The organism is Synechococcus sp. R65.1, from assembly GCF_047461755.1.
In the GTDB taxonomy this organism is placed as follows: domain Bacteria; phylum Cyanobacteriota; class Cyanobacteriia; order Thermostichales; family Thermostichaceae; genus Thermostichus.
Genome location: NZ_JANSHU010000004.1, coordinates 67,252 through 83,520, shown reverse-complemented (window position 1 = coordinate 83,520; position 16,269 = coordinate 67,252). Strand labels below are relative to the sequence as shown.

At 60.6% G+C, this 16,269-nt stretch carries 16 protein-coding genes; 6 read left to right on the top strand and 10 right to left on the bottom strand.

Annotated features, from left to right (window positions below; all coding sequences use genetic code 11):
* From NW814_RS03345 to NW814_RS03335, 3 genes are all read right to left on the bottom strand, one after another.
* Positions 1-678, bottom strand: a complete 678-nt coding sequence (locus tag NW814_RS03345; protein WP_414396060.1) for a hypothetical protein — start codon at positions 676-678, stop codon at positions 1-3.
* A gap of 98 nt (positions 679-776) precedes the next feature.
* On the bottom strand, positions 777-1,892 hold the full coding sequence (locus NW814_RS03340; protein ID WP_414405197.1) for an aldo/keto reductase: 1,116 nt from the start codon (positions 1,890-1,892) through the stop codon (positions 777-779).
* Entirely contained in the window at positions 1,893-3,182 is a 1,290-nt protein-coding gene (locus NW814_RS03335) for a cysteine desulfurase (RefSeq protein ID WP_414405196.1), read from the bottom strand. It abuts the gene before it with no gap.
* Positions 3,183-3,324: 142 nt separating this feature from the next.
* On the opposite strand from NW814_RS03335, the gene NW814_RS03330 reads away from it, so the two are divergent.
* Entirely contained in the window at positions 3,325-3,543 is a 219-nt protein-coding gene (locus NW814_RS03330; protein ID WP_414396054.1) for a chlorophyll a/b-binding protein, read from the top strand.
* 98 nt (positions 3,544-3,641) lie between these two features.
* Positions 3,642-3,947 (top strand): photosystem II assembly protein Psb35, encoded by a 306-nt coding sequence (gene psb35 / locus NW814_RS03325; protein ID WP_414405195.1) that lies wholly within the window; start codon positions 3,642-3,644, stop codon positions 3,945-3,947.
* A 147-nt stretch (positions 3,948-4,094) separates the two neighbouring features.
* On the opposite strand, the gene NW814_RS03320 is transcribed toward psb35, so the two are convergent.
* Both NW814_RS03320 and NW814_RS03315 read right to left on the bottom strand, forming a co-directional pair.
* Positions 4,095-5,246: a glucose-6-phosphate dehydrogenase assembly protein OpcA gene (locus NW814_RS03320; RefSeq protein WP_414405194.1), complete on the bottom strand. Its 1,152-nt coding sequence runs from the start codon at positions 5,244-5,246 to the stop codon at positions 4,095-4,097.
* A 96-nt stretch (positions 5,247-5,342) separates the two neighbouring features.
* Positions 5,343-6,941 (bottom strand): glucose-6-phosphate isomerase, encoded by a 1,599-nt coding sequence (locus NW814_RS03315; protein ID WP_414405193.1) that lies wholly within the window; start codon positions 6,939-6,941, stop codon positions 5,343-5,345.
* Between the two features lie 127 nt (positions 6,942-7,068).
* Here NW814_RS03315 and ribD point away from each other — a divergent pair, with 127 nt between their 5' ends.
* Together ribD and NW814_RS03305 are read left to right on the top strand one after the other, a co-directional pair.
* Entirely contained in the window at positions 7,069-8,190 is a 1,122-nt protein-coding gene (gene ribD, locus NW814_RS03310) for a bifunctional diaminohydroxyphosphoribosylaminopyrimidine deaminase/5-amino-6-(5-phosphoribosylamino)uracil reductase RibD (RefSeq protein WP_414396116.1), read from the top strand.
* 79 nt (positions 8,191-8,269) lie between these two features.
* A complete protein-coding gene (locus NW814_RS03305) occupies positions 8,270-8,515 on the top strand; it encodes a hypothetical protein (RefSeq protein ID WP_414396047.1) in 246 nt (81 codons plus the stop codon).
* Here the strand turns inward: NW814_RS03305 and NW814_RS03300 are convergent.
* The 4 genes from NW814_RS03300 to crtE form a co-directional block, all read right to left on the bottom strand.
* Positions 8,512-9,339 (bottom strand): DUF1350 family protein, encoded by an 828-nt coding sequence (locus tag NW814_RS03300; RefSeq protein ID WP_414396045.1) that lies wholly within the window; start codon positions 9,337-9,339, stop codon positions 8,512-8,514. The genes NW814_RS03305 and NW814_RS03300 overlap by 4 nt on opposite strands.
* Positions 9,340-9,619: 280 nt before the next feature.
* Positions 9,620-10,219 carry a hypothetical protein gene (locus NW814_RS03295; protein WP_414405192.1) on the bottom strand — a complete coding sequence of 200 codons (600 nt, stop codon included), beginning with the start codon at positions 10,217-10,219 and terminating at the stop codon, positions 9,620-9,622.
* A gap of 39 nt (positions 10,220-10,258) precedes the next feature.
* Positions 10,259-10,705 carry a divergent PAP2 family protein gene (locus NW814_RS03290; protein WP_414405191.1) on the bottom strand — a complete coding sequence of 149 codons (447 nt, stop codon included), beginning with the start codon at positions 10,703-10,705 and terminating at the stop codon, positions 10,259-10,261.
* A 65-nt stretch (positions 10,706-10,770) separates the two neighbouring features.
* Positions 10,771-11,664 (bottom strand): geranylgeranyl diphosphate synthase CrtE, encoded by an 894-nt coding sequence (gene crtE, locus NW814_RS03285; RefSeq protein WP_414405190.1) that lies wholly within the window; start codon positions 11,662-11,664, stop codon positions 10,771-10,773.
* A 230-nt stretch (positions 11,665-11,894) separates the two neighbouring features.
* Here crtE and hemE point away from each other — a divergent pair, with 230 nt between their 5' ends.
* Positions 11,895-12,995 (top strand): uroporphyrinogen decarboxylase, encoded by a 1,101-nt coding sequence (gene hemE, locus NW814_RS03280; RefSeq protein WP_414405189.1) that lies wholly within the window; start codon positions 11,895-11,897, stop codon positions 12,993-12,995.
* 70 nt (positions 12,996-13,065) lie between these two features.
* Here the strand turns inward: hemE and NW814_RS03275 are convergent, their stop codons facing one another.
* Positions 13,066-13,536, bottom strand: coding sequence for a hypothetical protein (locus NW814_RS03275; protein ID WP_414405188.1), 471 nt, complete (start codon positions 13,534-13,536; stop codon positions 13,066-13,068).
* 519 nt (positions 13,537-14,055) lie between these two features.
* Between NW814_RS03275 and NW814_RS03270 the strand changes: the two genes are divergently transcribed.
* Positions 14,056-16,248 (top strand): phosphoketolase, encoded by a 2,193-nt coding sequence (locus NW814_RS03270; protein WP_414405187.1) that lies wholly within the window; start codon positions 14,056-14,058, stop codon positions 16,246-16,248.
* The last annotated feature ends 21 nt before the right edge of the window (positions 16,249-16,269 follow it).

Genomic DNA, 16,269 nt, shown 5'->3' with positions numbered 1-16,269 from the left:
TTAGGCTTTTGCCTCCGGGCCTAGCTCGAGCGCCAACAGCTCATCGGCCAACTGCAGAAACGCCTCCCGATCCAAATAGGAAACATCCCCTACCCATTCCCCTAGCTTGACCACGTAGACTTCGCTCAAGGTCGGCCGGCGCCGCAGATCGCGCGAATAGGCTTTCACCAACGCCAACACCGATTGTTTCTTAACAATTCGCCGGTAGCGGGGATCGTCCCTAGCCCGCACGCGGTAAGTAACCCCTGTCTCATCGCCAATTTCCATCTCAAACTGGCGCTCTCGCACCTCCTCGATGTAGAGCTCCCCGTCCTCATCCAGCTTTTTCCGCTCTTCCACCACCACCTCGTAGCGGCGGGTACTCAAGACCTGGCCAAAGAAGAGCCCTCCGTAAGGGATCTCGCGAAAAGCCATCTGCCGGCGGGAGATGGTGTAGAGGGGCCCCCACAGGAAGGGGTAGAGCAACGAGAGAAACCCTGCCAGAAAGGAGACTGCCCCCAGGAAGGATCCCTCGCCAAAAGCGCGAGACAGCACCAGCAGCGCTACGCCCACCAAAATCGCCGTAATGATCCGGCCTACGCTGTTGAGGGCATCGCTCCAGTAAGCGGCGTACTGGAGCCGCGTAGGCACTAGCGGGATCACCGACTCGCACTCTTCTGGGGTAAGCTCCAACAACATGCCCCGGGATCCTCGAAAGAACCAGACCCCATCTTAGAATGAGGCAGAGAGGCTCTGGGGCAAGTTTCCGGGGTCAGACAGCAGGTGGCCCATTTTCTTCACTCCCACAGCCGCCGAATGGGAGAGCGATGCAAAAGGCGGTGGGTTTCAGCCAACAAGTCCGGGATCAGCAGGTGCTCCGGACAGCGAGGCAGACAGTCGCCGCACTCGGTGCAGCGGTCAGCAGGTACTCCCGGGAACCAGTGCCCCGCCTGGCCAAACATGTTGTAGCGATACTGGGCAAACTCCGTCATCTCGTGGGCAATGGCCAAGTTGCGCAGCCGCAGCACCTCTGGGATGTGGATCCCTTCTGGACAGGGTAGGCAGGCATAGCACTGGGCACAGCGGCTGGACCCCAGGCGCTCCTCTTCTGCTTGGCGCAGCCGCTCCTGCACCGCTAGGCCCTCCGTCCACCAGCGCTCCGGATCCTGCAGGGCCACCAGGGCTGTTTGTAACTCGTCAGGATGGGTGATGCCTAGGCTGAGGGTGTGGATGCGGGGATCCGCCAGCAAAAAGCGGTAGGCAAACTCCAAGGGGCTAAAGGGCGCACAGCTCTCCTGCAGGCGCTGGGGTGGGCGGTAGAGCATTCCCCCCTTGTCGGCGGGGGAGATGATGAACACCCCCATATCCTGCTGGGCCGCCGCCTCTAGGGCCGGTGCATTGCGCTGCTGGAAAAAGTGGTAGTGCAAATTAACAAAGTCAAACTGGCCGGTCTGGATGGCCTCTAGGATGAGCTTCAGGGATCCATGGGTGGAAAAGCCGATGTAGCGCACCAGCCCCTCCTGCTGCGCCTGCCTGAGCAGCGGCAACCCTTCCCGCAGTACCCACTCCAGGTGTTCGGGCAGGTTGATGCCATGGAAGGCAAACTGATCCAGATACTCCACCTGCAGCCGCCGCAGGGATCCCTCTAGTCGTTCCCGCAGCCTCTCGCCGGGCGTAAGCTTGGTGGTCAGGATCAGGCGCTGCCGCGGCACTGCCAGCTTCTGCAGGATCTCCCCCAAGAGCACCTCCGCATGGCCGTAGGCCTGGGCCGTTTCCAGGTGGTTGATCCCTGCCTCCAGCGCCGCTGCCACCGTGGCCTGGGCCTGCTCCGGCGGCACGTTGACCAGCCGCATGCTGCCCAGGGAAAAAGCCGACATGAGCTGCTGGGTGCGCCCAAAGCGGCGGTAGAGCATCTAGCCCAAGGCCTCCCTGAAAAACGCCACTGCCTCCGCCAGCACCTCGAGGAAGCGATCCACCTCGGCCAGGGTGTTGTAGAGGTAAACGCTGGCCCGCGCTGTCGATTGCACCTGCAAGTGGCGGTGCAGCGGCTGGGTGCAGTGGTGGCCAGCCCGGATGGCGATCCCCTGCTCATCCAGCAGCGTAGACAGGTCGTGGGGGTGGATGCCCTCCGCCGAAAAGCTGACCAGTCCTGCCCGGCGCGCCGGATCCTTGGGGCCATAGATCTTCAGGCCTGGAATGCGCTGGAGCCCCTCCAGGAGGCGAGCGGTTAACTTTTGCTCATGGGCATGCACGCGCTCTAGCCCAATCTGGCTCAAGTAGTCTACGGCTGCCCCCAAACCCACCGCTTGGGCAATGGCCGGCGTGCCCGCCTCAAACTTGTGGGGGATATCGGCGTAGGTGGCGTGATCCCAGTACACCTCAGCAATCATCTCGCCCCCACCCAAAAAGGGCGGCATGGCCCGCAGCAGCTCCCGCTTGCCGTAGAGCACCCCAATCCCAGTGGGGCCGCACATCTTGTGCCCAGAAAAGGCCAGCCAATCGCAATCCAGGGCCTGCACGTCCACGGGCATGTGGGGCACACTCTGACAGGCATCCAGCAACACCCTAGCCCCGTAGCGATGGGCTAACTCAATCACCTCCCGAACCGGGTTGATGGATCCCAGCATGTTGGAGACGTGAGCTACCGCCACTAGGCGGGTGCGATTGCCCAGCAGAGAGCGGTAGTGCTCCAGATCCAGCTCGCCTTCGGGCGTGATCTGGATAAACCTAAGGCAGGCCCCCGTCTTCTGAGCCACGAATTGCCACGGGATCAAATTGCTGTGGTGCTCCATCACCGACAGGATGATCTCGTCTCCCCGCTCTAGGGTGCTCATGCCCCAACTGTAGGCCACTAGGTTAATGGCCTCGCTGGCGTTGCGGGTGTAGATGATCTCCTGCGGGGAGGGCGCATTGACCAAGCGGGCAATCTTCTCCCGCGCCCCCTCATAGGCCTCAGTGGCTTCGTTGCCCAGGGTATGCACCCCCCGGTGCACGTTGGCGTTGCTGTGCCGATAGTAGAGATCCATGGCCTGCAAAACCGCCAGCGGCTTCTGGGAAGTGGCCGCATTGTCGAAGTAGATGAGCGGCTGGCCGTTGATTTGGCGCTGCAGGATTGGAAAATCCGGCCGCACCTGGGCAGCTAGGTCGGCAGCGGCGTCAAAAGCCTGGCCCAGCTTGGGGGAAGAAAGAGGGGATACCGCCATAGTCTGCGCAGAAGCCTACCTCCCTCAGTATGGCATCGCTCTAGGATCCACCCCGAAAACTCTCCCTTGCCGGCAGAAGAGAGTTGTCACAAACTGTAATTTGATGTTAATTTTCTTTGAGAAAGGTTATGAGGTATTAACCATGCAACCCTCTCCCCGGATCCCTTCTCGCCTGGATTCTGCTTCCGTAGCTAAGTACTACGACACCACCAACGACTGGATCCCGGGCTGGACGGAGCAGGCGGAGCGCTGGAATGGCCGCCTGGCTATGGTGGGTTTTGTCATCAGCATCGCCACCGAGGCGCTAGTGGGCCACAGTGTTTTCGCCAGCACCCTTGCCCAGTGGCTGGGACTGCGGTAGCTCTGGCAAGGCAAGCTAGAAAAAGCGGCGGCGGGCTGCTAGGATCCCAGTTCTTCTCCAGCCAGCTTGTTGGCTTAGCACTTCGACACTAGACAGCAATGCTTGACAACCCCTTCCTCCCCTACATTGCTGTGATGGTAACAGGCCTAGTGGCTGCCGTTGCCCTGGGTTCGATAGCGTTCTTTAACTCCAAGCGCCCTGCAGGCTGGGAGGGTGCTGTTCGTCCACCCTACGTGCCGCAGTATGGGCAAGAGGGCGAAGCTCCACCGGCATGGGAAATTGGCTGGACGGAGCAAGCTGAGCGCTGGAACGGGCGGCTGGCCATGCTGGGGTTTGCCATTAGCATCGCAGTGGAAGCACTAGTAGGCCACAGTGTGCTGGCCTCTGTCCTAGGCCTGCGCTAACAGCCGGCCCGGATTTCTTGAGCAGGTCTCCTGGGACGTCCTGAGCAGCCAAGGCTTTCGTTGGCCAAGCGGTGGGTTGGGTAGAGCTTGAACATAAAACGGGATCCGTCTCCCCAAGACCGATTTTCTTCCAGCAGGCTCAAGACTCTACCCCGTTGCTGCGCTTTTGCTCAACTTGAGGATCTGGGCCGCCACGCCTAGGGTTTCTTCGTAAAGATAGTCAGGGCCAGGCCGCTGCAACTCGGCAGCCAGCAGCGTTTCCAAGGAATCCTGCTCCAGGGGTGCCACCTGCCGAACCACGCATCTTTGGGCACCTCCCCTGGCTTCCATGCGCATGCAGCCGGTGGTTTCCGAACAGAGCACGGTGCAGGCGTTGGCTTCCTGGTTGCTCGAGGTGAGGCGCAGCCCAATGAGGTCCCCCGGCTGGCTAGTCTCCGAGACCAGGGGTACGGCGGCCAACTCTGCCTTCACCTCACCTCCAGCTTGAGTTTGGAAGCGGATGAAGTCAATCTCATAGTCCTGTTCCCGGGTCTGCGCTCGCTCGGTGGGCGTCCACCCCAGACGGCTGGCCAGCCAGCTTAGGAAAAGGAGGGCCTGGCAGGGGTTGCCGGCCTTGTAGTCAATGGTTACCTGATCTATCCAGTACAAAGACTCCCGCCGCTCTGGCGGGTCGAAGGCTTGGGCGGTGAGTTCCTGCCAGGGCAGCAGCCGGCGCCAGTTGAGATCCCCGCAGTGGTGTCCCTCGCTGACGAGAAGATTCATCTCCTGCAAGTCTTCCTCGGGATTGACAAAGCCCCGGGAGTCGACGATGACGCGGCTGCTTAGAGCCACCAACTTCTGAAACAGCAAGCTGTTCAAGTCCAGGTTGCCTTGCCACCACAGGAAGGTGGGCAAGTTGGGGATCAACAGCGAGGCAACGGTGCTGCAAGCCCGCACAAGAGCCGATTCCGGTGCTTTCAGGGTGATGTATTCGCAACACACCAGCGAGCTGCGCTGTTCGCGCGTCACCGGACAGTAGGCAGCTACCTGGGCCTCGAGGGTGTCGTCTGTGGCTCCCTCCCGTTTGGCCCGCAGGTCAATGACGCGGCAGGGGTTTTGGCTAGCAATGGCCTCGACGGTGGGGGAAGGCAGCAGCAGGGCATCGTCTAGCGACTCATACACCACCAGGGTAAAGGTGGCAGCCCGGGCGGCAACGCTCTCTTCCTTGGAGGACCAGATTTTGTTTAGCTCCTGCTCGATTTCCTCCAGGGAGACGTCTTTTGGGGCTTGCAAAGGCAGGACGGCAGCAGGTTGGTCCATCGTCTCCTCCTGCAGTGGGCTTTTGCTTGATTCTAGGCAGACAGGCCGGCTGCGCAGGAGGGGTTTAAGGTAAGGTACAGATCTTCAGGTAAACCCTCAGGCCAGACGCGGCTGGATGCTCAGCTCCAAGGGTCGGCCAGGATCCCCCACAAGCACCAAACCGCGGCCATTGGCGTGTAGATGCCGCACAATCCAGTACAGCGTTTCGATGCGCTCCGGGCAGCCCAGCTTCTCCGCCAACTGGGTTAGGGTCAGGGATCCTTTTTGCTCTTGCATCACCTCCAGCACCTGACGCTGGAGCTGCAGGACGGCGCTAGCCGCTTTCTTGCCGGCTTCCACCCCCGGCTGGTGATAGGCGTTGACCTGGATCAAGGAGGCGTAGAGGCCCACTGCCCGTTCGTAGAGGGCAATCAGGGCCCCCACGGAGCGGGCATCCACCCGCGGCAGCGTCACCGTGATGGAGTCGCGCCCGTTTTCGTAGAGGGCCTGGCGGGTGCCCTGCAGTAGGCCATCCAGGTAGTCGCCGCTGGTTACCAGTGGCTCTACGAAGGGGGAAGGGATCCCGGGCTCGCGATCCTGGAGCACCTCGATGAAGGTGACGAAGAAGTTGTTCAAGCCCTCCCGCAACTGCTGCACGTAGGCGTGCTGATCGGTGGTGCCCTTGTGGCCGTAGACGGTGAGGCCCTGCTCCACCAGGTTGCCCTGCAGGTCGTGGGACTTGCCTAGGGACTCCATCACCAACTGCTGCAGGTAGCGGCTAAACAGGGCCAGGCGGTCTTTGTAGGGTAAAACCACCATATCCTTGCGCCCCCGCCCCTCGCCGACGATGTACCAAGCCATGGCCAAGAGGGCAGCGGGGTTGCGCTCCAGCTGGGGTACGCGGGTGGCCTCGTCCATGGTGGCGGCCCCGGCCAGCAAAGCCCGGATGTCGATCCCCTGCAACGCTGCCGGCAACAGGCCTACTGCCGAAGTTTCTGACGTGCGCCCCCCCACCCAGTCGAAGATGGGGAAGACCGCCAGCCACCCTTCCCGCTGCGCCTGCTGCTCCAATTGGCTGCCGGGACCGGTAACGGCTACTGCCTGGCTGGCAAAGGGGATCCCGGCCTTTTGGTAAGCCAGCGCCACCTCCACCAAGCCGTTGCGCGACTCGGGCGTGTTACCAGATTTGGAGGCGACAACCACCAGGGTCTGTCCCAGTTTGCCCGCTAGCCGTCCCAGCACCCGATCAAACCCGTCGGGATCCGTATTGTCGATGAAGTGGATGTTCAAGGGCGGCTGCAGCGGAGCCAAGGCCTCCGCCACAAATTGCGGCCCCAGGGCCGAGCCGCCAATGCCAATCCAGAGCAGCTCGGTGAAACGCCCTCCTCCACTTGCCGGGATCACGCCGCCGTGGATCTTCTTGGCAAAGCTCTCCACCTGTTCAACGCAGTCTTGAATTGCCTGCCGGATTTCGGCAGTGGGAGCCAGCTCCGGCGCCCGCAGCCAATAGTGGCCCACCTGGCGACCTTCGTCCGGGTTGGCAATGGCCCCGGCTTCTAAGGCCTGCATTTCAGCAAAAGCCCGGGCAAAGAGAGGCCGCAGGGCCTCCACTTGGGCAGGGGTAAAACGGATGCGGCTGATATCCACAAAAATTTCCAGCTCGGGATGGTAGTAGAGCCAATCGCAGTAGCGCTGCCAAAGTTGAAGGCTGTCCATGGGATCCCTGCCGCCAAAGCCGTAACCAGCTTACCAAAGCTGCGCCGCAGCCGGCTCCCTGCCAAGAAGCAGCTAGGATCCAAAACACCGCCTGCTAAAGTGCTCCCCGAAAGCGCCTCCCATGAACCTGGACGCCGACCGGCAGTGGATGGAACGCTGCCTCTCCTTGGCCCGCTCGACACCGCAGCGCCCCTCCCCTAACCCGCGGGTAGCTTGCGTCATTGTCCGGGGGGATCAGGTGGTGGGGGAAGGTGTTCATCTGGGAGCCGGCCAGCCCCACGCCGAGGTCTTGGCTCTGCAGCAGGCGGGATCCCTGGCCAAGGGCGCCACCCTCTACGTCAACCTCGAGCCCTGCAACCACTATGGGCGCACCCCCCCCTGCACTGAGGCCATTCTGGCGGCTGGGATCCGGCGGGTGGTGGTGGGGATGCAGGACCCCAATCCGCTGGTAGCCGGCAAAGGGATCCGTCGCCTGCAAGAGGCAGGAGTCGAGGTGACAGTGGGGGTGCTGGAGCAGGACTGCCAAGAGCTCAACGAGGGCTTTGCCTTTGCCATTGTGCGAAAGCAATGTTTTGGCTTGCTCAAATACGCCATGACCCTAGACGGCAAGAGCGCGGCCACCACTGGCCACAGCCAGTGGATTAGCAACCCCTTGGCACGAGAGTGGGTTTACCGCCAGCGGGCCTGGCACGACGCCGTGATCGTTGGCTCCCAAACCGTTTGGCACGACAACCCCCGCCTCACCTGCCGCCTGCCGGATTTTCAGGGATCCCAGCCTCTGCGGGTGGTTCTCAGCCGCTCCCTTAACCTCCCCCCAGTGGCCCACCTGTGGCAAGTGGAGGAGGCGCCAACTTTGGTGATTACCGAAGCCACTGAGGCCCATCCCCTCTGGGGAGCCCTGGCCAAGCAAGGGGTGGAGCTGCTGCACCTGGATCGAGTAACTCCGGCTCGAGCAGCGCAGGTTCTCTTTGAGCGAGGCTGTCTGAGCGCCCTCTGGGAATGCGGCGGCACCCTGGCCTGGGCAGCCCTCAAGGATGGGGCCATTCAGAAGGTGGCCGCCTTCATCGCTCCCAAGATCCTGGGAGGGGCCAACGCACCAACTCCCGTAGAAGGGGAAGGGATCCCTGAGGTCAACCAGAGCTGGCAACTGCTGGAGCCGCAACTGCAGACCTTGGGAGACAACTGGCTAATTAGCGGGAAGCTGGCTCCCTTCCCTCTGGCCGCTGAGGCAGGGTTAGCTTCTTCCTGAGGCTTGGGACCCCTTGGCCTCCTGCCCATGGTAGGTAAGCAGCAGCGATGTTACACTAAGTTACAGCATAGATTACGATATGTCGATCATCCTTGCTATTGTTGTCTTGCTGGGATTTTGGGCGCTGCGCCTGATGGAGCAGGCTTTCCAGCGGCAGGAGTTCTCGCGCATGCTAGCGGGAACCTTAGTGGCTACGGCTGCTGGTGGCCTCTTGACCTGTTACTTCCTGATGAGCGACATCCTACGCCTGTTGCTTTACCTGCAAGCCCACTCTTCTTCCTCCTATGCCCAAGATCTCCTCTCGGATCTCAGCTGGCTCGACTAGGCCAGTTGGGCTGACAACCAGGCTTTGATGCGCTGGATCAGGAGGTAGTTGGGGGCAAGCAAGTTTTGGTAGAGAAGCTGTGCAAGAGCGTCGACAGGGCTAAACTCTTGCCCAACCAGGAAAGGATAGCTAAAGCCCAGAGGAGTTAGGTGATCCCCCTCTAGACGCTGCCATTCGGTGTGCTCCCCGTACTTGCGAGAAAGTTGCTGATAGAGCAGTGGAATATCGTCAATATCATCCTGCTGAAACTCTACAAGCAGGTTGTTTCTCACCGGATACCGCTCCTCAATGAGGCGATTGGTCTCTGCCGGAGAGGGCTCAAACTCCAACCACAGGTTTACCGGCGGTGACGAGGATCCCATCCACATCCGCCACAGATCGCTGAGTTGCTGTTGAGGCCACGCTTGCACCAACACCTGCAACAGCGGCAGCGCCCGCTCCAACCCGGCATTGCTGTAGGCCAAAAAAATATTGCCGCGCCGCTGGGATCCCAAAGAAGGGAGGGCTAGGCAGGAGAGGATCTGCAGCTTACCGCCAAGGCTGTGGCCCAAGCCGAAGAGGGGTAAGTCCATCAAGCCTTTGCTCTGCAGGCTTCTATGGAGAGATCGGGCTGCCTTGAAAGCTATTTGGGCGTGATCGAGGTCGGTGGCGTAGGCAGTGGCTACAACGGCCATGCCCATGCGGGCCAATTCTTCCAACAGACGGCTGTAGAAAAACTGCGGCGCAGATCCCACAAACGCTCCGCCTAGAAAGTGGATTACGGCGCGGGGTTGGGGAGGCAGAAGAAACCAAGTCTCTCCATCCGTTTGCCAAGTCGGTTTCATGGCGCAGCAACCTCACCTGCCATTTGACTGGGATTCCTCCCAACGGGATCCCCCTTCATCCTAATTGCCCCCTCTTTGCAAGGGGAAGGGCAAACTGGACAAGCCTTCCTAGGAAAGCCTTGGCGAGGCCTTGTGAAAGTACCACTAGTAATTTCCCGGGGCAAAGTTAGCGCGAACGGCCCTGGACTTTGGCTAAAATACGTGTGGTTATGCCAAGTATTTCTTGTATTCTGGGCTTGTGAGCTAATCGATGATGAAGCGCTATGCCCACGGGACGTAGCTAGAACAGCAGCGTGCAGAAGCTGGTCAACAGCAGTGTCAATGCCGTCAGAAGCAGGCTAAAGCTCCACAGCCACACCGCAGCAAGCAGTAGGATCCCGATGACCCAGATGAGCAGGGCATTCCAGTAGGGTCGGTTAGGGGCTTTGGAGACGTTAATTCTTTGCAAGAAAGGCAGCAGGATAAATGCCACATCCAGCAATAGACGCGGCAGCCGCAGATCCTGGGGTAGCGGCCGATCGCGCACCGCCAGATAGAGCAGCCCCCAGCTCAATAGAAGCGGGATCAGCAGCAGATAGTTGGACTCGGCCAGCAGCGGCCGATCCACCACCAGGGGAAACAGAGGGCTGATCCCCCAGCCCAGATAGAGGTAAAAGTTGAAGTTCAGCAGTGGCCGCAGCAGGGGGGGTAGGTTGAGGCTCTGAATACTCCCCCGGGCTTCAACTCTCTTGCCCCCAGATCCGCCTTCTCGAGGGATCGGCTTTGCCCCAGCTCGCCAACCGCAGTAGTCACAGTAGGGAGACTTGTACCGGTAGGCTGGGATGGGCTTACCACAGGCCGGGCAGCGTTGGAGGGGACGAGGTTGGGAATTGGAGGCCATGGTTATCCCTGATGCGGCTGCTCCAGGATGCCTCAAGCTTTAGCTAATGCCCAAAGCAAACGAGAGGGTAATACAGGCCGCCCCTAGGGCTGCCCCGGCGAGCACCTGGACGGGCGTATGGCCCAGCAGCTCTCGCAGGTAGGGCTCCTGGAAGCGATCGGCGCCTTTCTCTTCCAACCATTCTTCTAGGAGGCGGTTCAACACCTGCGCCTGCTTGCCAGCAGCCTGGCGGATCCCGGCAGCATCATACATCACCACCAGGGCAAAGACCACCGTTGCTGCAAACAGGAGGCTATCCCAACCTTCCTCTAACCCCACGCCCACGGCCAAAGCAGTCACCAGGGCCGCATGGGAGCTGGGCATCCCCCCCATCTCCAGCAAGACCCGCAGGTTGAGCTTGCCCGAGCGCACATAGGCCAGGATGAGCTTGATGGCCTGGGCTAACCCACTGGCCAGCAGGGCAACCCAGAGAACGTGGTTAGCCATCAACTGTTGCAGCATAGGGCTCTCCGGCAGAGGAAGGGGGGAGCAAGGCCTCCAAGGGGGGCAGGTTAATGCTGGCGGCGGGCGATGAAATCTGCCAGGGCCAACAGGGGCTCAGCCTGGGATCCATAGGGGCGCAGCGCCTGCTTAGCCGATTGGATCAGCTCTTCGGCCTTCTGCCGAGAGGCCTCTAGACCCAGCAGGCTGGGGTAAGTGGCTTTGGCAACCACTTGATCTTTGCCTGCTGTTTTGCCCAACTGTTCGCTAGTGGCAGTGACATCCAAAATATCGTCGACAATCTGGAAGGCTAGGCCAATATCCTGGGCATAGTGGCTCAACCGCCCCAGCAGCTCCTCATCGGCCCCGGCCAGGATCGCTCCTGAGACCACTGAGGCCTCTAGCAGGGCGCCGGTTTTGTGGCGGTGGATGTACTCCAGGGTTTCCAGGGAAATGGCCTTGCCCTCCGACTCCAGATCCACCACCTGGCCTCCCACCAAGCCAGTTGCCGCAGCCGCATGGCCAATGCGGGCAATCACCTCCAGGATCCGCTGCGGCGGCACCCCCCGCGTTTGGCTGGCGATATGCTCAAAAGCGTAGGCCAGCAGGGCATCGCCTGCCAAAATGGCGATATCCTCACCAAACACCTTATGATTGGTGGGCTTGCCGCGGCGAAAATCATCGTTGTCCATGGCCGGCAGATCGTCGTGGATCAACGACATGGTGTGGATCATCTCCAGCGCACAGGCCGTAGGCATGGCCTGCTCCACCGAGCCGCCGGCCAACTCACAGGCTGCTAGACAGAGGATGGGCCTGAGGCGCTTCCCCCCTGCCAGGAGGCTATAGCGCATTGCCTCATAGAGGCGTTCTGGATAAGCAGGCCTAACCGCGGCAGAGAGGGCTTCCTCCACCTGTTGCTGCCGCTGGCTTAGGTAGGTTTCTAGGTCGAAAGTTTGGGCAACCAAGCTGGTTTTCCTCTCAACTCAGCCCCAGAGGATCCCTGGCGGGCAGCTCTACAACAAGGCCCACAGGCTGACATTATCGCATGTTCGCCCGAGCTCCGGATCCCTCCTGCCAAGGCTTGCTTTGGCTTATGGCGAGGATTGCAAGTACTGGGATCTTTGGAGTGCAAGCTTGCGCCGTTTGTCATCTCGATGTCAGGATGCACTAAGGGTCTTCACTGGCTGAGTTTTTCATGTCCCACTCACCTGCCTACCTCAGCGCTTCTCCTCCTCCCGATGGCGATGGCAACCGCCTGCTACGGGCAGCCCGCGGGGAAGTGGTGGATCGCCCCCCAGTTTGGATGATGCGCCAGGCGGGCCGCTACATGGCGGCCTACCGCGAGTTGCAGAGCAAGTACACCTTCAAGCAGCGCTGCGAGATCCCGGAGCTAGCCATCGAGATCTCCTTGCAACCCTTTCGCGCCTTTGCCCCCGACGCCGTGATCCTGTTCAGCGACATCCTCACTCCTCTCGAGGGCATGGGCATTACCTTTGAGCTGGTGGAGAACCAGGGGCCGATTATCGACCCGCCAATTCGCTCCCAAGCCCAGATTGAGCAAATCCGACTGTTAGAGCCAGAAGAAAGCTTGCCCTTCATCAAAACCATTCTTACGACCTTGCGCCGTGAGGTGGAAGGGAAGGCGACCCTGCTGGGCTTTGTTGGCTCACCTTGGACCTTGGCCTGTTACGCTGTCGAGGGGCGCAGCTCCAAAGACTATGCCTACATCAAGAGTTTGGCTTTCACCCAGCCGCAGCTCTTGCACCAGCTGCTGGGCAAGCTGGCCGATAGCATTGCCCGCTACGTGATCTACCAAATTGAGAGCGGTGCCCAAGCGGTGCAGTTGTTTGATACGTGGGCTGGCCAGCTCAGCCCCAGCGACTACGAGACCTGGGCTTTGCCCTACCAAAAGCAGATTGTGGATCAGGTCAAGGCTCGGTATCCCCAAGTGCCGCTGATCCTCTACATCAACGGCAGCGCCGGCTTGCTAGAGCGGGTGGGTAAAGCTGGTATCGACGTGTTCAGCCTTGACTGGATGAGTGACATGGCAGAAGCCAGGGCCCGTCTGGGATCCCTGGCTGTCCAGGGCAACCTCGATCCGATGGTCTTGCTGGGATCGCGGGAGTTGATCCGCCAGCGCACCCTGGAGGTGATTCGGAAGGCGGGCTCGCGGGGGCACATCATGAACCTGGGGCATGGGGTTCACCCTGCCACCCCTGAGGCCAATGTCCACTACTTCTTCGAGACGGTGCGCCAATCGCCAGAGCTCCTGAGGGCCGCTTCGCCAGCTTCCTGACTGAAGCCCAGCAGGCTCCGGTGCCCTTTTCTCTCCAGCCTGCCGAAACGCTGCGCGAGGATCCCCCCCTTCAATCGGGCTCGAAAGATCCGTCCTCCTCTTCTAGGCTCCAGCTTGCTGCCAAGGCGTCCGCCATTGCCGCCCGCAGCGCGCGAGTATCTGCCCACAGTTGCGCGGGATCCGACAGCGGATCCGACAGGGGAACCAAACGCAAGACGCGGTGCTCCTGCACCAGATCGATCACCACGCTAGGCCGTTCCGTGCCCACCTCTGCCACCTCAGCGGGGGAGGGATCCCGCAAGCAGGCGTAGTCGAAGCTGTTTAGGTTTAGGTAGAGGCTGCGATTGGCCACCAAGGTGGCCGCCGTTGCATCCTGAAATACCTCCATCACATAGCCCTCCCCCTGCCTTTGCACCTGACCTTCGACGATATCGAAGTAGCGAACCCGCCCCAAATCTGCCAAAAGACGGTAAATATCCCGCTTGTTAACCAAAATTCCGCTGTCGACAATGCAGGGGGCACAAGGACGACTCTCGGTCATAGGGCAGCTAGTCTTGAGGCACAAAGTAGGTGGGTCGGGAAGTTGTGTTGAATCCTCAATTAGGGCAAAGAAAATCCAAAGACTTTGCGAAACTCAAGCTACCACAGGATGACCTCTCCCTTTGTTCGCCAAGGGCTGCAGGCTCCTTAAAGATCCCGCTCTAGCCTCCCTTGAATGTATCACAGCTTTTCCAAAAGGGACATGGGTCTTCGCTTTCAAGATGTCTCCACGATAAAGGTCAAGCAAACTGGTTGAGCATCTGCCGTCTTTGATCTACATATTGTGGAAAAATAAGCGGCCAAGGAGTTTGAGACACTAGATGTTGTAGGCAACAGCAAGAACAGCCCATCTCTGCCCCAGTCTCTGTCGTCGATGAGGAAGATAGACCGCGCAACCTTTTGCCTGCCCAAGCCAGAGGCGCAAGGGAGAGTGGCGGCTAGAAGAGTTCGGCTTAAAACCTCCGAAAAGCCTTATCCGGTTTAAAGTGAGGATTGACCTGACAAGAGTGAGGCTTGGCCGATGACAACTGCCCCAATTCCCGCCTTCTGCCAAGGGATCCGCTACTTTGGCGATCCCTGGCCGGAATTCGACCGCCTGGGCCAGGAACCTGCAGTGGATGCTGCCACAGGCAAGCTGCGGGATCCCGGCAGCCGTATGGCCGCCTACCAGACCTTGCTCTATGCCGATGCGCTGCGCTACCTCACCCTGCAGATGACCGCCAGCAAAGCCTCGGGCCACCCGGGCGGATTTGCCAGCCAAGCGGAAGCCTATGCCGCTTTGGTGTACCTGGGCCAAAAGAACATCCCTACCGAGGTGGGCCACCACGCGCCCGGCTTCTATGCCGCCATGTTCTTGGATGGATCGCTGGCGGAGATGGGCATCCACACTGTCTCCGACTTGCAGGCTCGCTTTCGGGAACGGGAAGGGCTGCTGGGTCACCTCTCTGGCTACATCCCCGGCCTGCTAGCGCCAGCAGGGCCCCTCGGGCAGGGGCAGCATTTTGCCATGGCCGCAGCCTTGCTCTACCCGGATCGGCTCTTCCCCGTCACCATCGGCGATGGGGGCTTGGGGGAGCCCTACGTGATGAGCTCTATGCTCCACTTTCACACCGCCTTCCCGCAGCGCACCAACTTCCTGCCGGTGCTGGTCTGGAACGGCTATAGCCAAGAGCACCACAGCATGATCTCGACCTTCACCAACGCTCAGATGGTCGAGTACTGGCGGGGCAATGGCTTTGAGGAAGTGGTGCTAGTCGACGCCAAAGACTTCGACGATGCCCAGCAGCCCGGTCCCTATGTGGATAGCACCCAATTTTCTCTGGAAGCCCGTCTGGCCTTTGCCCAGAGGGTACTGACCGAGATGGAGCGGGCCATCCAGTCAGCGCTGAGCGGACATCTGACGGTTTTCATCCTCAAACAACTCAAAGGAGCGGGCGTACACGCCAAGGGATCCAAATCCCACAACCTCTATGCCCACCACACCTTGGATCACCCCGACATCGTGGCCGCTCTGCAGGCACGGGCCCTGCACCCAGCCGCTTGGGCTCTGGTGCGCCAAAACTGCGAGCGGGCAGCCGGTGGACCAGCCGCCAAGGTAGCTGTCACGGAGTCCGTCCGGCCCTTGCCGCCTTTGGGATCCCTGAACTTAACCGAGTTCCCCCTCGGCGATAAGCAAGTCTCCACCACTGCCATCGGCGCCTTGGTGGTGCAGGTGGGGCAGAAAGACCCTGACTTTCTGGTGGCCAATGCCGATGGCAACGAGGCCTCTGGTCTTGCCAATGTCAACCAGGGCCTGAAAGTCATCCACCCCACGGTGGATCCTCTCTACAACCAACAGCCCCAAGGGCGGGTCTACGAACCCCTGAGCGAAGATGCCTGCGCTGGCTTGACAGGGGGCCTGGCGCTCTTTGGCGGGCGCTCCCTCTGGTGCTCCTACGAAGCCTTTGCCGTCAACGGCTTGCCCATCTGGCAGACGGTAACCCAGGCAATGGCGGAGCTGCGCCGCCCCACCCCTTCCGCTGTTGCCCTCTTCACGGCTGGAGCGTTGGAACAGGGACGCAACGGCTGGACCCACCAGCGGCCGGAAATTGAGGCCTACCTAGCGGCCATGATGCGCAACGGCAACATCTTCCCCCTCTTTCCCCCCGACGCCAACTGCGCCCAAGCTGCCTACGAGTGGGCCTTATCGACCTTCAACAAAGGGATCCCGATCTTTGCCAGCAAAACCCCCTTGCCCATCCGCACCACCCTAGAACAAGCCCGCCAAGCAGTGGAGCAGGGTTGCACTGTGCTGCAGGAACTGCCTGGCTCCCGCACCGTGGTCTTTGCCGTGGTGGGAGATATGATCCTCCTGCCCGTCTTTGCCGCCGCTGAACAGCTCAAGGCCCAGGGGATCGGCAGCAAAATTGTCTCTGTGGTCAACCCCCGCCGCCTCTATCGCCCCGTCGACGTGGCCTGGTCCACCTGTGCCCAAGCTGATGGGGAGTTCATGTCTGACCAGGAGTTTGCTGCCTGGTTTGCCGGCGAGGCCCTCATTGGCGTAACCGGCGGATCCAGCCTGATGTTGGAGCCCCTGTTGCTGCGCTACACTGGCCCGCGCGACATCTTTGCCTGGAAACGTGGCGAAACCACCGCCACCCCTACGGAACTCATGGACTACAACGGCCTGACAGCTCAGGCACTAGCAGAACGAGCCAAGCAACTGCTATGCTGAGGGCGAGCTTTTAGCTTGGTT

Excerpts from the sequence above, each read along its gene's own strand:
- NW814_RS03345 (WP_414396060.1), bottom strand. The coding sequence starts at position 678 with ATGTTGTTGGAGCTTACCCCAGAAGAGTGCGAGTCGGTGATCCCGCTA.
- NW814_RS03340 (WP_414405197.1), bottom strand. The coding sequence starts at position 1,892 with ATGCTCTACCGCCGCTTTGGGCGCACCCAGCAGCTCATGTCGGCTTTT.
- NW814_RS03335 (WP_414405196.1), bottom strand. The coding sequence starts at position 3,182 with ATGGCGGTATCCCCTCTTTCTTCCCCCAAGCTGGGCCAGGCTTTTGAC.
- NW814_RS03330 (WP_414396054.1), top strand. The coding sequence starts at position 3,325 with ATGCAACCCTCTCCCCGGATCCCTTCTCGCCTGGATTCTGCTTCCGTA.
- psb35 (WP_414405195.1), top strand. The coding sequence starts at position 3,642 with ATGCTTGACAACCCCTTCCTCCCCTACATTGCTGTGATGGTAACAGGC.
- NW814_RS03320 (WP_414405194.1), bottom strand. The coding sequence starts at position 5,246 with ATGGACCAACCTGCTGCCGTCCTGCCTTTGCAAGCCCCAAAAGACGTC.
- NW814_RS03315 (WP_414405193.1), bottom strand. The coding sequence starts at position 6,941 with ATGGACAGCCTTCAACTTTGGCAGCGCTACTGCGATTGGCTCTACTAC.
- NW814_RS03305 (WP_414396047.1), top strand. The coding sequence starts at position 8,270 with ATGTCGATCATCCTTGCTATTGTTGTCTTGCTGGGATTTTGGGCGCTG.
- NW814_RS03300 (WP_414396045.1), bottom strand. The coding sequence starts at position 9,339 with ATGAAACCGACTTGGCAAACGGATGGAGAGACTTGGTTTCTTCTGCCT.
- NW814_RS03295 (WP_414405192.1), bottom strand. The coding sequence starts at position 10,219 with ATGGCCTCCAATTCCCAACCTCGTCCCCTCCAACGCTGCCCGGCCTGT.
- NW814_RS03290 (WP_414405191.1), bottom strand. The coding sequence starts at position 10,705 with ATGGCTAACCACGTTCTCTGGGTTGCCCTGCTGGCCAGTGGGTTAGCC.
- hemE (WP_414405189.1), top strand. The coding sequence starts at position 11,895 with ATGTCCCACTCACCTGCCTACCTCAGCGCTTCTCCTCCTCCCGATGGC.
- NW814_RS03275 (WP_414405188.1), bottom strand. The coding sequence starts at position 13,536 with ATGACCGAGAGTCGTCCTTGTGCCCCCTGCATTGTCGACAGCGGAATT.
- NW814_RS03270 (WP_414405187.1), top strand. The coding sequence starts at position 14,056 with ATGACAACTGCCCCAATTCCCGCCTTCTGCCAAGGGATCCGCTACTTT.